The sequence below is a fragment of the Rhizobium sp. 01N447_2 genome, from assembly GCF_056399245.1.
This window is the reverse complement of sequence record NZ_JBFTQY010000014.1, coordinates 89,087-103,906: the sequence shown is the minus strand read 5'-3', so window position 1 is coordinate 103,906 and position 14,820 is coordinate 89,087. Positions and strand designations below refer to the sequence as shown.

14 protein-coding genes are annotated in these 14,820 nt (G+C 55.7%); 4 read left to right on the top strand and 10 right to left on the bottom strand.

Annotated features, from left to right (window positions below; all coding sequences use genetic code 11):
• Positions 1 to 11: 11 nt before the first annotated feature.
• The 9 genes from AC1ECN_RS11545 to AC1ECN_RS11505 form a co-directional block, all read right to left on the bottom strand.
• Positions 12 to 980, bottom strand: coding sequence for a glycosyltransferase (locus tag AC1ECN_RS11545; protein ID WP_130672968.1), 969 nt, complete (start codon positions 978 to 980; stop codon positions 12 to 14).
• A gap of 171 nt (positions 981 to 1,151) precedes the next feature.
• The gene (locus AC1ECN_RS11540) at positions 1,152 to 2,096 is read right to left on the bottom strand and encodes a glycosyltransferase family 2 protein (RefSeq protein WP_018481607.1); all 945 of its coding nucleotides are present in this window, start codon (positions 2,094 to 2,096) and stop codon (positions 1,152 to 1,154) included.
• Positions 2,097 to 2,179: 83 nt separating this feature from the next.
• Positions 2,180 to 3,001: a galactosyl transferase gene (locus tag AC1ECN_RS11535; protein ID WP_130662057.1), complete on the bottom strand. Its 822-nt coding sequence runs from the start codon at positions 2,999 to 3,001 to the stop codon at positions 2,180 to 2,182.
• A gap of 12 nt (positions 3,002 to 3,013) precedes the next feature.
• The gene (locus AC1ECN_RS11530) at positions 3,014 to 4,045 is read right to left on the bottom strand and encodes a polysaccharide pyruvyl transferase family protein (protein ID WP_018073805.1); all 1,032 of its coding nucleotides are present in this window, start codon (positions 4,043 to 4,045) and stop codon (positions 3,014 to 3,016) included.
• Between the two features lie 30 nt (positions 4,046 to 4,075).
• The gene (locus tag AC1ECN_RS11525) at positions 4,076 to 5,578 is read right to left on the bottom strand and encodes a lipopolysaccharide biosynthesis protein (RefSeq protein ID WP_018481604.1); all 1,503 of its coding nucleotides are present in this window, start codon (positions 5,576 to 5,578) and stop codon (positions 4,076 to 4,078) included.
• Positions 5,579 to 5,728: 150 nt separating this feature from the next.
• Positions 5,729 to 6,631 carry an exopolysaccharide glucosyl ketal-pyruvate-transferase gene (pssM, locus tag AC1ECN_RS11520; RefSeq protein WP_018481603.1) on the bottom strand — a complete coding sequence of 301 codons (903 nt, stop codon included), beginning with the start codon at positions 6,629 to 6,631 and terminating at the stop codon, positions 5,729 to 5,731.
• Positions 6,628 to 7,134 (bottom strand): acyltransferase, encoded by a 507-nt coding sequence (locus tag AC1ECN_RS11515; RefSeq protein WP_018481602.1) that lies wholly within the window; start codon positions 7,132 to 7,134, stop codon positions 6,628 to 6,630. Before AC1ECN_RS11515 ends, pssM begins: the two co-directional genes overlap by 4 nt.
• The gene (locus tag AC1ECN_RS11510) at positions 7,134 to 8,285 is read right to left on the bottom strand and encodes a glycosyltransferase (protein ID WP_018481601.1); all 1,152 of its coding nucleotides are present in this window, start codon (positions 8,283 to 8,285) and stop codon (positions 7,134 to 7,136) included. The genes AC1ECN_RS11515 and AC1ECN_RS11510 overlap by 1 nt, the downstream gene beginning before the upstream one ends.
• Positions 8,286 to 8,316: 31 nt before the next feature.
• Positions 8,317 to 9,390, bottom strand: a complete 1,074-nt coding sequence (locus AC1ECN_RS11505) for an endo-1,4-beta-xylanase (RefSeq protein ID WP_130662056.1) — start codon at positions 9,388 to 9,390, stop codon at positions 8,317 to 8,319.
• Between the two features lie 139 nt (positions 9,391 to 9,529).
• Between AC1ECN_RS11505 and AC1ECN_RS11500 the strand changes: the two genes are divergently transcribed.
• Complete coding sequence (locus AC1ECN_RS11500) at positions 9,530 to 9,970, top strand: hypothetical protein (protein ID WP_130662055.1); 441 nt, start codon at positions 9,530 to 9,532, stop codon at positions 9,968 to 9,970.
• Between the two features lie 179 nt (positions 9,971 to 10,149).
• Here the strand turns inward: AC1ECN_RS11500 and AC1ECN_RS11495 are convergent, their stop codons facing one another.
• Positions 10,150 to 11,037, bottom strand: a complete 888-nt coding sequence (locus tag AC1ECN_RS11495; protein ID WP_164591780.1) for a DUF6030 family protein — start codon at positions 11,035 to 11,037, stop codon at positions 10,150 to 10,152.
• Between the two features lie 636 nt (positions 11,038 to 11,673).
• On the opposite strand from AC1ECN_RS11495, the gene AC1ECN_RS11490 reads away from it, so the two are divergent.
• The 3 genes from AC1ECN_RS11490 to AC1ECN_RS11480 all read left to right on the top strand — a co-directional run bounded on the left by AC1ECN_RS11490 (position 11,674) and on the right by AC1ECN_RS11480 (position 14,820).
• Positions 11,674 to 12,363, top strand: a complete 690-nt coding sequence (locus tag AC1ECN_RS11490) for a class I SAM-dependent methyltransferase (RefSeq protein WP_130662054.1) — start codon at positions 11,674 to 11,676, stop codon at positions 12,361 to 12,363.
• Positions 12,364 to 12,537: 174 nt separating this feature from the next.
• Positions 12,538 to 12,963 (top strand): helix-turn-helix domain-containing protein, encoded by a 426-nt coding sequence (locus AC1ECN_RS11485; RefSeq protein WP_018073814.1) that lies wholly within the window; start codon positions 12,538 to 12,540, stop codon positions 12,961 to 12,963.
• A gap of 9 nt (positions 12,964 to 12,972) precedes the next feature.
• Positions 12,973 to 14,820 (top strand): peptide antibiotic resistance protein, encoded by a 1,848-nt coding sequence (locus AC1ECN_RS11480; protein WP_018073815.1) that lies wholly within the window; start codon positions 12,973 to 12,975, stop codon positions 14,818 to 14,820.

The following is a 14,820-nucleotide window of genomic DNA, read 5'->3' as shown; positions in this document are numbered from 1 at the left end:
TAGTACTTTCGTCATTTGGCACCGACCTGAGAGTAGATCGTTCTATTCATCGTAGATCGCTGCTTGAGAAATTGGCGCAGGATCCCCTGTCTCACCGACTGCGCCCAGAGCAATTTGAAGCGAACGCCGTTTAGCGGAAATCTCTTGACGACGACGCTGGCCGGCACCATCAGAAGCCATCTCAAGGCGCTAGCGATGGGCAGACCGCCAATTTTCGTTTTTCTGTCGAAGAGGTCCGGCCGAACGATAACCAAGCCCATGCCATAACGCTCGCCGCGCCGCAAAACCCAGCCTTCGTTCACATAGCCCTTCCTGACAATGTGCCGAACCCCGGGATGCCGCGAGTGAAAAGCCTTGGCTCCATTCTTCTCCAACCTGAGAGCGAAAGCAGTATCCTCACCCATGGGGAACTGAGCGACAGTGGCATCGGGGCCGAGGCCGTCGTGAACGATATAGCTGGATCCTAAAATGGAACGACGGAAGGCCGAATTCGGCCCCGATATCAATGCCGCTGAAATCGGCCCCTCGGGTAGACCGCCATTTAGCGCATAAAGAATCCCCAGATGCCCGTAATTGATGAGCCACGGTGCAGGCCTTTCCTCCCATTCGGGCGTGATTAAGCCGCCGAATATGGCAAACTGTGGCTGCTCATCTGCCAAGGTGAGAAACTGCTCGATCCAATCCGGCGCGGGAATGACGTCGTCATCGGTTAAAATGACGAGTTCGCCCTCCAGATGGCGGAAGCCCAAAGTCAATGCGTACTGCTTACCTTGTTTTGGCTCAAAATAAACTTCCAGCGGAAGCCGCTCCTTATAGGAATTCAAGACTGCTGCAGTGTCGTCGCTGCTGTTGTTGTCGACCGCAACAATTTTCCATTCTTCCTTCGGTAGGGTTGAAGCGCATAGTGCATCAAGCATCGTTGGCAGAGTCTTCTCGCCGTTATAAGTTGAGAACAGTATTGTAACCTTGACTTTGCTCATGTGATGCTCCGGACCTCATTTCGGTCGGGTCGCTTCCCTGTGCGATTCGGGTCACGCCTTTACCGATGTCTTGGGCCTGCGATAGAACGCTGTCGATGCGTGGGCGCAAATACTGCCATAAATTTCTGATGAGCACCGAGAGTTTCAAATTACTGCCTCCTATGCAATCGATTACTGCGTCATCGTCTGAGAAACGTATCGGCGAATTCCGGCGCGATAGCCACGCATGTAATAATATTTCCAGATCGCCCAGAAACGTTTCTTCGATCGCGGCAGGAGATAAAGCATTGCTGCCCGGAAGGCCCATTGTGCGCTTTCGATCCAGGTCGGAAGCGGAACTCCGCTTAACCTCACCCCTCCAGGCACCTCGTCGGGAAAGAGCGCCGGCATGCCGTAGCCAAGCCGCTCGCCTCTTTTCTGTACCCAATCCTCGGTGACACTTGATGCCGGAATCCAATGATGGACCACGGCCTCGGCGCATCGATAGGACTTGGCGCCATTGGCCGCCAGGCGAATGATGATTTCCGCATCTTCACCCATGGCAAAAATCTTTCCGGGAAGAGGACCGATATCTTCGCGGTAGCGCACGCTTGTTCCGAGCAACTCTCGCCGGACGATCGTATTCGGGCCCCAGACTTTCGTCGGGTCACACGGTCCGCTTTGGGTGTCATCGACTATCGCAAAGGTGGATCCCATCGGAATCCATTCGATAAACCTGTCTTTTGGTTCTTTCTCCCATTCGGGGACGATTCTGCCGCCGAAGACGCCATAACTCGGATGGGCTGCGGCGCAGTCGACGATCGCTTTCAGCCAGTTCGGCTCGGCACGAACATCGTCGTCCGTAAAGACGATGAGATCCCCCTTCACCCGATCCAAGGCCATATTCAGCGCGCCGGACTTTCCCGGCTTGCGCTGCTGCAGGATGGTGATGGGAAGCTTGTCGCTATAGGTTTCCAAAAGATCAAACGTGCCGTCATTGCTATTGTTGTCGACGGCTATCAGTTCCCACCGATCATGGGGAAGCTCCTGGTGCACCAAGGAATCCAAAGTATGGCGCAGCCGGCGGCTGGCGCCATTGTAAGATGAAAAGAGCACGCTGACGAAGAGATCCGACATCAGTTATCAACCCTCTTGGTGAAGTCGAAAGAGAAAAGCTTCATATTTTGACTGCCTGTGCGATGTTCGAATGGGATCGGCGCTTACGCGGGGGTCGACCGCGTCTTACCGAAAAACTCGCGCCTGTGACCCTCGCCGAGTATCCTCAGCTTACGAAGATTACGCAACCATCGCCGGGGTTTGGTGAGCACGCCGCGGTTGAGGAAATACTGTCGCAGCAGGCTCGGTGCCTGACTATGCGATCCGCCGTGGGCGACCCGATAGACCGCCCCGCGAAAGGGAAGCTTCGCGAGCGGCGCTCCCCGTTGCGCAAGAATATCCGCTATGCGGACATGGCTGCCCAGCATCGACTTGATCCAGTCGAGCGAAGCATCCTCAAAGCGGGTCGGCAGTTCGTAGAGATCGGCACGAATGATCAACGAGGTACCGCAGAGATGGCTGAAGTCGTCGTGGCCAAACAGGAAACTACCGCCATCGTCCCAGATATAACCACGGTCGATCGTCCACCCGTTGGCGTCCCGATTGTCGGATACGTGTTGAACGATCCGAGAGCTTACGAAATCGTCGTCATCGACAATCATGAAGAAACGACTTTCCGTGGCATTCAGCATGCCGCTCAGAACGCGACGCCCTTTGTCTGCCCGGAAGGCATCAAGGAAGTCTTCCTTGCTGCCCTTTCCGAGCTCATGAAGGTCGTTCGGCGGAAAGGTGACACGCACGGCGGAGAATTTTTCCGGTAGGTCAGGCAGATCGGCGCCTTCGTTTGCCACGATGATGCCGCGCCAGTCTCCGTTGGTCTGGTTGGAAATGGAGGCCACGGTCTGGGTCAGGTTTGCCTTCAGCCTGCTCCAATCGCGGGCATTGTCCTGATGTCGGACCGGGATAATGAAGGTGACAAGTGTCATCGAATGACCCCCTTAAGCCCGCAAGCTCACAGCTTCTTTTTCATCGACACGCCCCTTGGCTGCCTGACCACGCGCCCACTCTATTCCGTCCTCGAGCGAGGTTGCCTTGTATGAAAGGTCGGTTCCGCCGGAGAAAGCGTTCATGAAGCGGCGGATCTTTCCATAGCTGTTGTCCAGCACGGCATGCGGGCGGCCGAGCAGCAGCGAGCAGATATGGACGTGCAGGCGATCGGTCACGATTGCGCGGGCACGCGAAATCTGACTGATTCCGCGCTCGAAACGGTTGTGTGCCGCAGCGTCCAGTCTGCGCAAGGCAACTTCGCTCGGCTTCAATGCGAGATAGGCCGAAGCTACCCCCAACTTCTTGGCGATATCGACCTTCCGTTTCGACTCGGTAATCCAGTCTTCCACAGGAATATCGGAAGGAATTTTGCGATCGGTACCGCCAACCCGTTCCGCATCCTCCCGCAACATGGCGAGGACGGGAATCTGTGTCGCCCTTTCCGCAAGCGGGCCGATGGCAAAAGCCATATCGGGGCATAGTCGTACGGTGCAGTCGAAGTGCTTTTCGGAAAACTCCTTCGATTCTTCGTCGCGCACGAGCAGCACGAAATTCTTGTGGCGCCCGATTGCCCGTTTGGATTGCTCGATGCGCTCAGGCGAACTGTAGTGGATCGACTGCGGGAACTGGATGATCTGCCGATCCGGGAAACGCTCCATGATCGCTTCGCGGAAATCCTGGTGGGCAACCCAGATATCGCCGAAATTGCCGCCGCCGTGAATGAAGATCGGGCCGGTCGGTACGCGCCGTTTCAGATCGTCGGCGGAGAAGTCGTACAATCTGGAAACATAGTCCGGGCGCTTGCCGAAGCGATCCTTGAGATAGGCCATCTCACCCAGCCAGATTGCCGAGTCGCCGCAATTGCGGATGTCGGGAAAGTCGAGAATCGCAAGCGGTTCGTCGCGCGAGACATAGTCCTTCAGGCAATCATGGATCATGCCATTGAGTTTTGCGATCAGCTCCGATCTGGATTGGCTGGTCATTCTGCCTCTCTTCTTGATGTTCGTTTCACTTCAAGCCGACTTGGGTACGGCAATACGTTTGGCTTTTGTCAGGAACTTGACAACGATACGCTGAACTTCAGTTTCCGGGCCGTTTGGCTTCTTCATCGCGAGCCAAAGGACAAAGCTGGAACCGACATAGAGGATGCCGCCGGTGACAACGAGGATGGCCAGGTGAAGGGCCAGCGCCAACTTGTCGGTGGGAGTGTTCAGGACATGCGACAATCCCCAGACGCCGGCAGCCATCACGGCGACACTGGCAAGCGCGCGGAAGTTTGCCGCGAGCTGCTGGAAGAATGGCAGATTGATCAAGCGCTTGACGAGAAGCATGTTGACTACGGTGGAAATCAGGCCCGTCAACACGCGTGCATAGACGACGCCCGGAAGCCCGGCCATCATGAGACCAGCGATGATGATGGGCACGCGGACCACCAGCATCTGCGTGTCGCGGATGAACAGCATCTTGGTATGGCCCTTTGCCATGCCCAGCGGTTGGACGAGCGAACCGAGGGTCTGCAGCGCGAAGACCGATGCGAGCGCCTGTACGATGAAGATGGCGGGAACCCACTTTTCTCCCAAGGCAAGCCGCATCATCGGATCAGCTACCACTGCCATGCCGATTCCGGCCGGAAGCGCCACCGCCGCCAGAAGCGCCTGTGCACGCTGATAGGCTGCGACAAGCCGGACCGGGTCGTTGCGGACCTTCGAAAAGCCCGGGTAAATCGTCTGGTTCAACGGCGCCGTCGCCTCGCGCGTCGGCAGAGTCGAAAGAGTGTTGCCGACGGTATAATGGCCAAGCTGCGTGGCGCCCAGCATCTTGCCGATTAACAGATATTCGACCCGCCAGTTCAGCGTGTTGACGATCTGTCCGGCCGTCAGCCAGAGCGAGAACGAAAACAATTCCCGTGCATGCCGGAAGGTTATGCGCGGCCAGAACGGCAGGACCGTATAGGAAACGATGATATTCGTGACCTGATAGGCGAGTGTGCCGACAACGAGCGCCCAATAACTCTGGTAGATGGCAGCAATTGCCACCGTCACGACGAAGCCGACCAGCTTTTGCGAGACGTTGAGTACGAACTCCTGCCAGAAGATCAGATCACGCTGGAGCATGACGCGGCGTGGATTGGCGAGACCACTCAGGAGCAGGCTGAAACTCAAAGCAAGCATGACGCTCGTCAGCCGGGGCTCGTTGTAAAACTCGGCGATCGGATAGGCACTGGCCGCAAACAGCAGCGCCAAAACAGCGCTTCGCGTCACGCTCAACGTCCACACCGCACTGAAGTGAACTTCGCTCGGAGATTCGTGGCGGATAAGCGCCTGATTCAGCGAGAGTTCGGTGACGGAGCTCAAAATGACCTGGATCGTCGTTGCGATAGCAACGAGACCAAAGTCGGCCGGCACGAGATACCAGGCCAGGACAAAGGTGCTAAGCGCGGAAAGCCCGTTGACGATGGCGCGGGACAGACTCAGCCATATGCTGCCCTGGATCAGTCGGTCGGTAACACTGCTCATAGATGAATGGCTCCGCACGACCAGGACATCGACCATTTAAGTGGGCTGAATACCCGCCCAAAGTGCCTCTCCCCTTTGTCAGGGCAGAGTGGGTTGATGGAGTTAGAAAGGATCATGCCTATTGCCTCGTCACGAACTCGGTTTGCGACATCACAGGACGCTTGCCGTTTTCTTGGAAAAATCTTGTTTCAGTCGGTTTAGCTCAAGCAGCATTCTGTCGTGCGCCTTTACAATAGACTCATCTGTGCTGAGCTGGCCCGGCTTCTCTGCTACCCGCTGCAACGTCTTGACCGTCGATCCAAAGACATAGTTGCCGGTGAGCTGTCGGATGCGGCGGTGGCGGAACGTTATGTTCTTCAAAAGGTAGGTGTTTTTGCGTACCAGCGACGCGCCTGCTTCGACGATATTTGACGGGCCAATCGCGTCGAAGTCGATCTCGAGATCAAGCGCACTTGCCCAATCGTACCACTTGGCTCGATTCCCCGGCGCGATCGGTCGGATAGCCCGCCAGGGAACGCGCAGCGCGTCTGAGATAATGCAGCCATGCATCGCCTCGGAGACCACTTTATGCGATGCGCTGATTTCGGTCAGAACCTTTTCCACAGACCAGCGGGGATCGATATAGTGAATCCCTGCGAGCTCGCAGGCCTTATCCCAACTGCCGTACATGGCGCTTTCGTAATGCGGCATGAAAGAGACCGGGTAGCGCTTCTCGATGCTTTTTGCATCCCAGCAGCTGCGCGTGAGGATACCCGAATCGCCGATGGCGTAGCTCGGATCGATGCCGAGGACTTCGGCAGTCTTCTTTCCGCGCACGAAATAGAATGTCCAGTTGCGATCGACTTTCGGCGGGTTGGTGTAGCCACCATAGCCCGAGCCGAAGACAATCTTCTGCATATTCGGGTCGAAATTGTCGTAGAGAATCGAACCGATGCCGAGAAAAAGTTGGCTTTCGTCGTCGTCGAAGAAGCCGGGCAGCAAGCGCTCCCAAAGCCAATGGTTCAGTTCGTCGCCAAAATTCTCGTGTTTCCCCCGGTAGGCAAACATCTTCATCGTGCTTCTCCAGTCGGCAAGTGCGTCACGATCTGCGAGACCATCTCATCTTCGCGTGCCATGCGTCCGTAACGCGAAATGATCTTGATGTCGCTGCGGATTATCTTTGCCGGATTGCCAGCGACGAGCGAGCGTGGCGGCACGCTCTTGGTCACCACCGAGCCCGAGCCGATGACGCATTCGTCGCCGATCTCGACGCCGGGCAGAATGATGCTGCGGGCGCCGATGAAGCAGCGCTTGCCGATCCTCGTGTGAAGGTAGAGCCCGCGTGTGAGGTCGTGGGTCAGAATCGCAGCCTCAAAGGCAACGTAAGTTTCCGCGCCGATATGCAATCCCCTAGGGTTGGTCTTGTCGAAACGCACGCTCAAGGAAAAGCTCGCCGTCGGATCGATGTCCATTCCCCAGAATTTCGTATAGTAGAGCCACTTGGCCTTCACAAATCCGTTCCGCAGTGGCCGAAATACGTTCAGTCCCCACTTCGGCTTTTTCCCTGTCTGCACCATCAAGTCCGACCCCGGCTGGAAAATTCGTCTAGCACGGAACTGTAATAGTCCTCGAGCGTCCCCGTCTGACGACGTAAGTCAAAGCGTTCGGCCACCAAAAGCGGTGCCCGCGCGCTAAAGGCTGTCCACAGAGCCTGGTCGTTGAGCAGTCTTCCGACCGCGTCCGCCATTCCCGCGACATCCCGCTCCTCCACGAGATAACCAGTTTTACCCTCTTCGATCGCTTCGCCGACGCCTCCCGAGCGAAATGCGACGACCGGAGTACCGACGGCTTCCGCCTCGAGATTTGCGAGGCCGAAAGCTTCGGCGTGACCATTGTCGAGCGTCACGCTTCCGTGGAGATAAAGCTCCGCACTGGCGAGCAGATCTCTTATCTCAGTCTGCGACAGATTTTCATGGATCGTGACGCTTGGCAAGGAACGACGCGCCAGTGCTTCGATTTCCTCCTTCAAGGGACCCTGGCCGACCATGACGAATTCGACCGGGGTGCCGGCGGCAGCCACACGCGAAAGCGCATCGATCATGAAACGATGGCCCTTATAGTCGACGAAGCGGGCAATTGAAACCACGAGCCCTTTTTTTCGGGGACGAGGTTCCATTTTGAAGAGATCGAGATCGATGCCGATATGATGGCGATAGACGCGTTCGGCTGGAAAGCCGAGGGCCAGCAGCCGGTCGCGGATGAAATCGGAAACGGCGATGTTCCAGCTGTTCCATCCGGCCATCTCGCTCCGGCCCTTGGCGAAGAAACGCACCTGATTGAAGCCGCCCGGCTTTTTCGGGTCGCCGCGATAGGTGGCATCGAAGCCGTGGAACGTCGTGACGAGCGGTTTGCCGGCGGCCCGGGCCAGCGGGCCAATGACATACCCGTTCTTGCCGAAATGGGCGTGAACGAGATCGGCTTTGCCGATCGCAGGAAAGAGGAAGGGAAGGCCGATCTGCGGGATTTTCAGCAGCAGTTCACCGGCCCGCGCAATGGGAGACCGACGGATGTCATGAACCGGAACAGTGGATTTTTTTGTATGCGCCGAAGAAATTCGCGAGCCGGCAAGAATTTCAGCTTCGAAAGTACGAAACGCTACCGCCTGGTTGAGAACAAATGCCTGGCTGGCAGGCAAAAATTTTTCCACATAAATAACGGCTTTTTTCATGAATCTGTTCGCGTCTCCGTTGTCTTATGCATCACATCGCCTCTATTGCCCGCCGGACACCGTCGATCGCACTTCTTGGCGCATTATTTTCGTCGTAAAGATTAACGCGCTTCGTGCAAGCCGCGGCGGGATCGGCCGCTTTCTCATCGCGCTCGCCGTATTTTTCCGACATGCCCCATACTGTCACGCCTTTCAAGTCGCCATGTTCGGCCGCCACGGTGATCACGTCACTGAAAATATCGGCGTAGGATGCCGGCGTGAAGGCTTTGTCGCGGTTCAGGAAGTGGCAGGACGCATCCAGTTCCGTGATGAAAACGCCGACACCCATGTCCTTCAGCGCCGCGCAGAAGCGCCCCATTCCTTCCGGATCGATCCGGTCGAGACCGGGGCGGAAATGCGCTTGCAGCCCCACCGCGTTGATCGGCGTTTTTTTTGCCACGAGATCCTCGACGATTTTCAAGATGCGCGCGCGCTTTTGTTCGAATACGTCGGATTTCTTCTCCAGATGCGTTTCGTTGAGCACCAGCGTTGCGCCGGGATTGGCCTGGTACGCCATGTCGAAACTCATACGAATATAATCGTCGCCAAGAAGGCGTCGGAAAACACAATCCCGCAGATCCGGTGCATCATACTCCAACGGTTCGTTCACCACATCCCAAGCATCGATCGAGTTCTTATAGCGAGTGACAACCTGTTTTATATGACGGTTCATGGCCGCCTGAATGGTCTTTGCGTCCGTGATATCAGACACCCAGCCCGGGACGCGATACCAGATCAGCGTATGACCATAAACCCTCATGTTGTTTTTGCGTGCAAATGCAACCATGCGGTCGGCACTGCCGAAGCTGAAAACACCCGGTCTCTTTTCCGTCGCATTCCACTTCAGCTCGTTTCGCGGCGTTATCGAATTGACGTTGTCGATGTAGATCTCGGAAGCGATTGGATCGTTGATGTTTTGCAGGTCGATTGCCGATCCGAATCGGAACGATTTCTTGTCGGCAAGGGCGCGCAACCCTGCAGCGGCAGGCATCTGTGCCAGGGCCTGGCCCATACGGACATACAACAGAGCGAGCGGAACCGAGGCGAGGAAACGTCTTCTATTCATTCTATCTCTCACTGTTAGCTTTTTTCATGTCCGCGGTGGAATTTGAAAGGCCGGACTCGTCGGCACCGATCCATCACAAGATTCGCGTTCAATATAACAGAGTAATACAACCTCAAATATACTTTTCCCGCAGGGGATATTGTTAGTGTCTGCTAGACTTTTCAGCATATTCCAAGATATAAACCGCTCGGGGAGGGCGCTCGTGATGGAAGATTGGTCCAGCTATCTGATGAGCTGTTTTCACATGGCATTTCAAAATGCCGTTTTTTTTATGGCGACCGTTCGAAACGGTCTGTCTATCCTCGATGACTGGCAGTTCGCAGTCCTTGTTCTCGGCATCATCGGCATCATTTTCCTCCCGTTCGCAGCGCTGGTCAGAATGTCGGGGCGGTTGCGCCGATCGGAGATCGTCATTCGCTCGCTGAACGAAGACCTTGCGCAAGTCACGCAGGACCTCAATGTCGAGCGTGTCTGGCGCCTGGCAGGTGGGGACAGCACCGAACGGCCGAGTGCGGACAGTTTGAAAGAGCTCTACAAGATTCTGGCCAGACATCATGACGATGTAAGTCACATGGCGTGATAAGCCGGTGCCTGGGGTGAAGCCAGAAATCGAGAACATGTTCGCCTTTCTCCAGGTCGCGAAGATGCTCTATCTCTTTGTTTTCGCGCAAGTCCTGTGAAACCGTTGCGCAGTTTTGCTGATGCGAGGATTGAAAGAGTTAAAGCGTCCTTTGTGCGTCTGAAAGGGCGCACGGGGCTCTAATGCCGGTGTTCCTGACTTTCAGCCGGCGCTTCGGTATGGGGAGGCTTGGAGACTGATTCCGGTTGCGCGCTGTCGATCTCGACTGCGGGGTCCGGCAACGGCAGCCATCTTCTGCCGGAAAAATAATTTCTTGTACTTTTCTGCGGTCCTGACGTTGCATCCAGCGAGAGCGTGAAGTTGTAATTCCCGGGATTGAGTACCTCGCGGGTGAAGCCGATACTGGCTCCGAAGCCGTCTTCCTTGATGTCCTTCAGATTCTTGATCGCGTTGAGGGTCTCGTGAAAATCGAGCCATTGCGGTTGCCGCAGCATGATTTCGAAAATTCGCAGAATGCCGGGATCGAGCTGGCCATTTGCATCGGTCTCGGGATTGATGATTTTCACGCGCATATTGTTGATCGTGCCGGCGGCGTCGCCGCGAACGATGACGAAGATAGAACTCGGGAGCTGATCCTTCTCCCGCTTGCCGCTCTGCTCGAAAAAGCATTCAAATGTATCGGCGTTGAAACTCGCCGCCGCCCAATCGCTGGTTTCGATGCCGGCATTGCGCAGCGCCGCACACATTGCAGCGCCGGATATCCGCCATGTCCGCAGGAAAGTCGACGCGGTCTGTACCATCGGCGGTTCGATGATATGCAATGGAAGCGTGAAGGTGGCCGGGGGCGTCGGGCGGGGAAGGGCTTTGGGGGGAGGCGGTCTGACCTCCTGGGGAAAGAGATCGAAGCCAAAATAATGGCTGACTGTCTTTAAGTGTTTCATGTTGTTGGAAAGCAGCACCGTTCCCATGACCAGCGAGAGGGAAATCGTCAGCAGCAACCAGAAGACCACGGGAACCCGCGGTTTCCCCACCGGCTGTTTCGCATATGCGGACGAATTATCGGGCAAGCTTGTCTTCTCCGGCGTGCGAGAAGGGTTTCGATCGGGCGGTCTAGAGCATTTCCGTTTTTCTCCAAGCCACGGAACTCTCTATCTTTTTGTTTTTGCGCAACTCCGGACGCAAACCGCTGCGCACTTTTGCTGGAATTGCTCTAGATCCAGCATATACATTCAGCCGTTAAATATCTTTGGCTTCGTGTCGGCAATTGGGCACCTTTTTGCCTCGTCGTTATCAAGGGCGCGCTGCAGATTTCGGCGTAGGAGCTTCAACCCTATGTCGATTGGGAATCTCCAATATAGCTAGGGACAATCGCGGTGGCAGATGGCGAATGATCTCACCATTCAGTCTATGAATCGATCACCGTTATCTCGGTTTCCGCGTGATTTCGACAGATTATTGTTATTGTTATTATGATATCGATGGAATTTTCTAGATTATTTTGGAGCATACATAAATTTGTTATCTATGTGTATTCGTTTATATTATGACAACGATCTATTTTCGCGCAAAAGTTTTATTTTTTATTATAAAACTATAGATTATATTTTGGAATTCCTTGAAATTGAGCGGGTTTTGACGGTTTTTATCAAATTTTCGACGTATTCTTCGATAGGGTTTGCCGCGCAATCGCCGAGGGGAGGGATATGTCCGTCGAGCTAAACGCAGCCACCTATGTTCACGCGAAACCAACAACCGCGCACTCCTATATCTTGCCTGCCGTGCTCGACGTGCTGGAGAGCCATTTCGATGGTTCTGCAGAAAACGACGTCTTTGATTTGGGATGTGGTACCGGCGGGGCGGCAGCGGCTCTTGCGGGAAAGGGATATTATGTCGTCGGCGTCGATCCTTCCAGTGATGGCATCACCAAGGCCAATGTTAATTATCCCGATTTGCCGCTGAACGTCGGCTCGGCCTACGACGACCTTTCAAGGGAATATGGCACCTTCAATGCCGTCATCAGCCTGGAGGTCGTCGAGCATGTCTACGATCCGAGGGCCTTCACTGCGACGATGTACGATCTCGTCAAGCCGGGCGGCATCGCCGTGATGTCGACGCCCTATCACGGTTATCTGAAGAACCTTGCCCTGGCTGCGATGGGGAAAATGGACGACCACTTCATGCCATTGAAAGAACATGGGCATATTAAGTTCTGGTCGAAAAACACGCTGAGTACGCTGCTGCTGGATACCGGCTTCGACAATGTTCGTTTTGAATATGTTGGAAGGATTCCCGTTTTCGCCAAGTCGATGATCGCCGTTGCCCAGAAGCCTCTAAGAGACGGTGTCGGAGCAGCATTGATTTCGGACGGCATTCGTCCGCTGCGACGTGCGTGATAGAGCGCGGGTGCATCCGCGCCAAATGGCGATGGCTGCGATAATCCGCAGGTTGTTTTTTACTGTGTGCATTGCTGAAAAAAAATCTTAAGAAATATTTACTTTTAGTTGCATTCTTGCTTAAACTCTCCATTGTACAGCGGGGCGTGCTGATAAAGCGGGAGACTTATTCACATGAAGGCTAAATCGCCGAATTCGATCGACGTCTATGTTGGCAACCGCGTAAGAGTTCGGCGGAAGACGCTCGGGATGACCCAGAACGGCTTGGCCGAACTTCTGGGCATTACCTTCCAGCAGATCCAGAAATACGAAAAAGGAACGAATAGAATAGGCGCCAGCCGCCTTCAGCGCATATCCGAGATTCTTCGCGTGCCCGTCGGCTTTTTCTTCGAGAACGGCGGCTCCGGGCCGATCGACGGCCAGACCAATGAATTGAACAGCTTTTTGTCCTCGAAGGAGGGGCTGGCGCTCAACAAGGCATTCATCGCCATCGAGGACCCGAATATCAGGCAAAAGCTGGTGGCGTTGGCCAAAAGCCTGGCAGCCGCGGGGTTGCCTGACAGCGACAGTGAGTTGCACGATTCGGTTATGAACAGCTGAGGACGGATTGTGCTCCATCTGCAGACATTCGGCGATCTGCGGTTGATTGAGACGAATGGCGATCCGGTTCGCTATCCGATCAAGGGCCTGTTGATGATGGCCCATCTCTATGTCGGCGCAGGCCACGAACTCAGCCGTTATGAATTGGCTCAGTTTCTATGGAATGACGTCGAAGCTGATCTGGCGCGGCTCAATCTGCGCAAACTGCTTTCCCGCATCCGCGAGACAGACGGCGGACGCGCGGAAATGCCCTTTGATTTCACCGCCACCACGGTTCGTCTCAACACGCAGGCAGTTTCCAGCGATCTCGATATCTTTCGCACCGGCGGTTCGCCGCTGGAGCGGCTGAACGCGATCGCCGAACTGACCCAGCGCGGGTTCATCGGAAATATCAAACCAGCGACAAAGTTGATAGAAGCGTGGATCAGGGCGCAACGGGACGCTCAGGCGCTGCAGTTGCGGCAGGCACTGCTGGATGCGCTGCCGGACGCGCAAAAGCCCGGCGCGGCGCGCACCATTTCCAGCGCCGCCCTGCAGATCCTCGAACGGGATCCGAATGACGAGCAGGTCAGAGCCTTGCTGCACCGGCTATCCGGCGGTTCGTCCCTCAATGAGAGATTGCCGAACGGCGACGACCATGCCCGGGTACAGGTGAAGCGGTCAGAGGCCGGTGGTGAGACAGCTGCCGACATCGAACGTATATCGCCGATGCCGCTGATCTTGCCTCGGCTGGTGCTGCTTCCTCCGACATCGAAACATGCCGATGCCGGACTTGCGCTTGCCAACGCCCTGATCGAAGACGTCACGATCGAACTCTGTGCGCTACGAAACATTTCCATCGTAGCGCCGCATACGGCCGGCCAGATCCGCCGCGATTCCGAGAAGGCTGCCGTGGTTGCTCGTCACTCGATCGCCTATCTGCTGGATACGAGGCTTTCTGAAGAGGGATTGTTCGCCCAGCTGGTTTATTTTCCCACGGACGAGATTATCTGGGCCAATCGCTTTGCGATGACGCCCGCTATATTGCCGCGCCAGAGACGGCTGATCGCGCAGCAACTGACCATGTCGGTGGCCCGCGAGCTGGCTGAAAACGAGGAAGAGCGCTTACGCTTCGAAGCCAATCCCGAGGCCTATCACGCCTATCTGGTCGGCTCGAGCCTGATGAGCAAATTGACATTGCCGCATATCCGCCGGGCACGGAAGGCATTCAAGCAGTCGTTGTCGCATAAGGCGGATTTTTCTCCGTCATTTACCGGGTTGGCGAGGACCTTCACCAGCGAGTGGCTCGTGACAGCGCAGGGAAACAACGAGCTGCTGCATCTGGCGGAGCAGAATGCGCTTCGGGCCATCGAGCGGGATCCAGAATCGGCGGCGGGTCATCGCGAGCTTGGCGTCACCAAACTCTATCTCGGCGATGTCGATGCCAGTGTCGCCGCACTTCATCTGGCGGAAGAACTCAGCCCGCATTTTGCCGATGTCATCTACAGCCATGCCGACACGCTGGTGCATGCATCCCGCCCGGGCGATGCGCTCGCCAAGATCAAAAAGGCGATTTCGCTCAACCCCATCGCGCCTGACGCCTATCTCTGGTGTGCTGCGGGAGCGAGCTTCTTCCTGGAGCAATACGAGGAGGCCATCGCCTATGTCGAGGCGATGAAAGACAAAGCGCCGGCCCATCGCATCGCCGCGGCCAGTTGCGCAATGATCGGCGATCGAAAACGGGCGCTTTTCCATCGGCAACGAGCCGAAAGCATCAACCCGGTCTTCGACGTCGAGAAATGGCTCGCCATCGTCCCGTTCAAGGAGCATTGGCAAAAAGAGCTGTATCGGGAGGGCCTGTTGAAGGCCGGTTTTTAA

Bases quoted from the DNA above. Each gene is read 5' to 3' on its own strand.
- AC1ECN_RS11545 (WP_130672968.1), bottom strand. From the start codon at position 980: ATGAGCAAAGTCAAGGTTACAATACTGTTCTCAACTTATAACGGCGAG.
- AC1ECN_RS11540 (WP_018481607.1), bottom strand. From the start codon at position 2,096: ATGTCGGATCTCTTCGTCAGCGTGCTCTTTTCATCTTACAATGGCGCC.
- AC1ECN_RS11535 (WP_130662057.1), bottom strand. From the start codon at position 3,001: ATGACACTTGTCACCTTCATTATCCCGGTCCGACATCAGGACAATGCC.
- AC1ECN_RS11530 (WP_018073805.1), bottom strand. From the start codon at position 4,045: ATGACCAGCCAATCCAGATCGGAGCTGATCGCAAAACTCAATGGCATG.
- AC1ECN_RS11525 (WP_018481604.1), bottom strand. From the start codon at position 5,578: ATGAGCAGTGTTACCGACCGACTGATCCAGGGCAGCATATGGCTGAGT.
- pssM (WP_018481603.1), bottom strand. From the start codon at position 6,631: ATGAAGATGTTTGCCTACCGGGGGAAACACGAGAATTTTGGCGACGAA.
- AC1ECN_RS11515 (WP_018481602.1), bottom strand. From the start codon at position 7,134: ATGGTGCAGACAGGGAAAAAGCCGAAGTGGGGACTGAACGTATTTCGG.
- AC1ECN_RS11510 (WP_018481601.1), bottom strand. From the start codon at position 8,285: ATGAAAAAAGCCGTTATTTATGTGGAAAAATTTTTGCCTGCCAGCCAG.
- AC1ECN_RS11505 (WP_130662056.1), bottom strand. From the start codon at position 9,390: ATGAATAGAAGACGTTTCCTCGCCTCGGTTCCGCTCGCTCTGTTGTAT.
- AC1ECN_RS11490 (WP_130662054.1), top strand. From the start codon at position 11,674: ATGTCCGTCGAGCTAAACGCAGCCACCTATGTTCACGCGAAACCAACA.
- AC1ECN_RS11485 (WP_018073814.1), top strand. From the start codon at position 12,538: ATGAAGGCTAAATCGCCGAATTCGATCGACGTCTATGTTGGCAACCGC.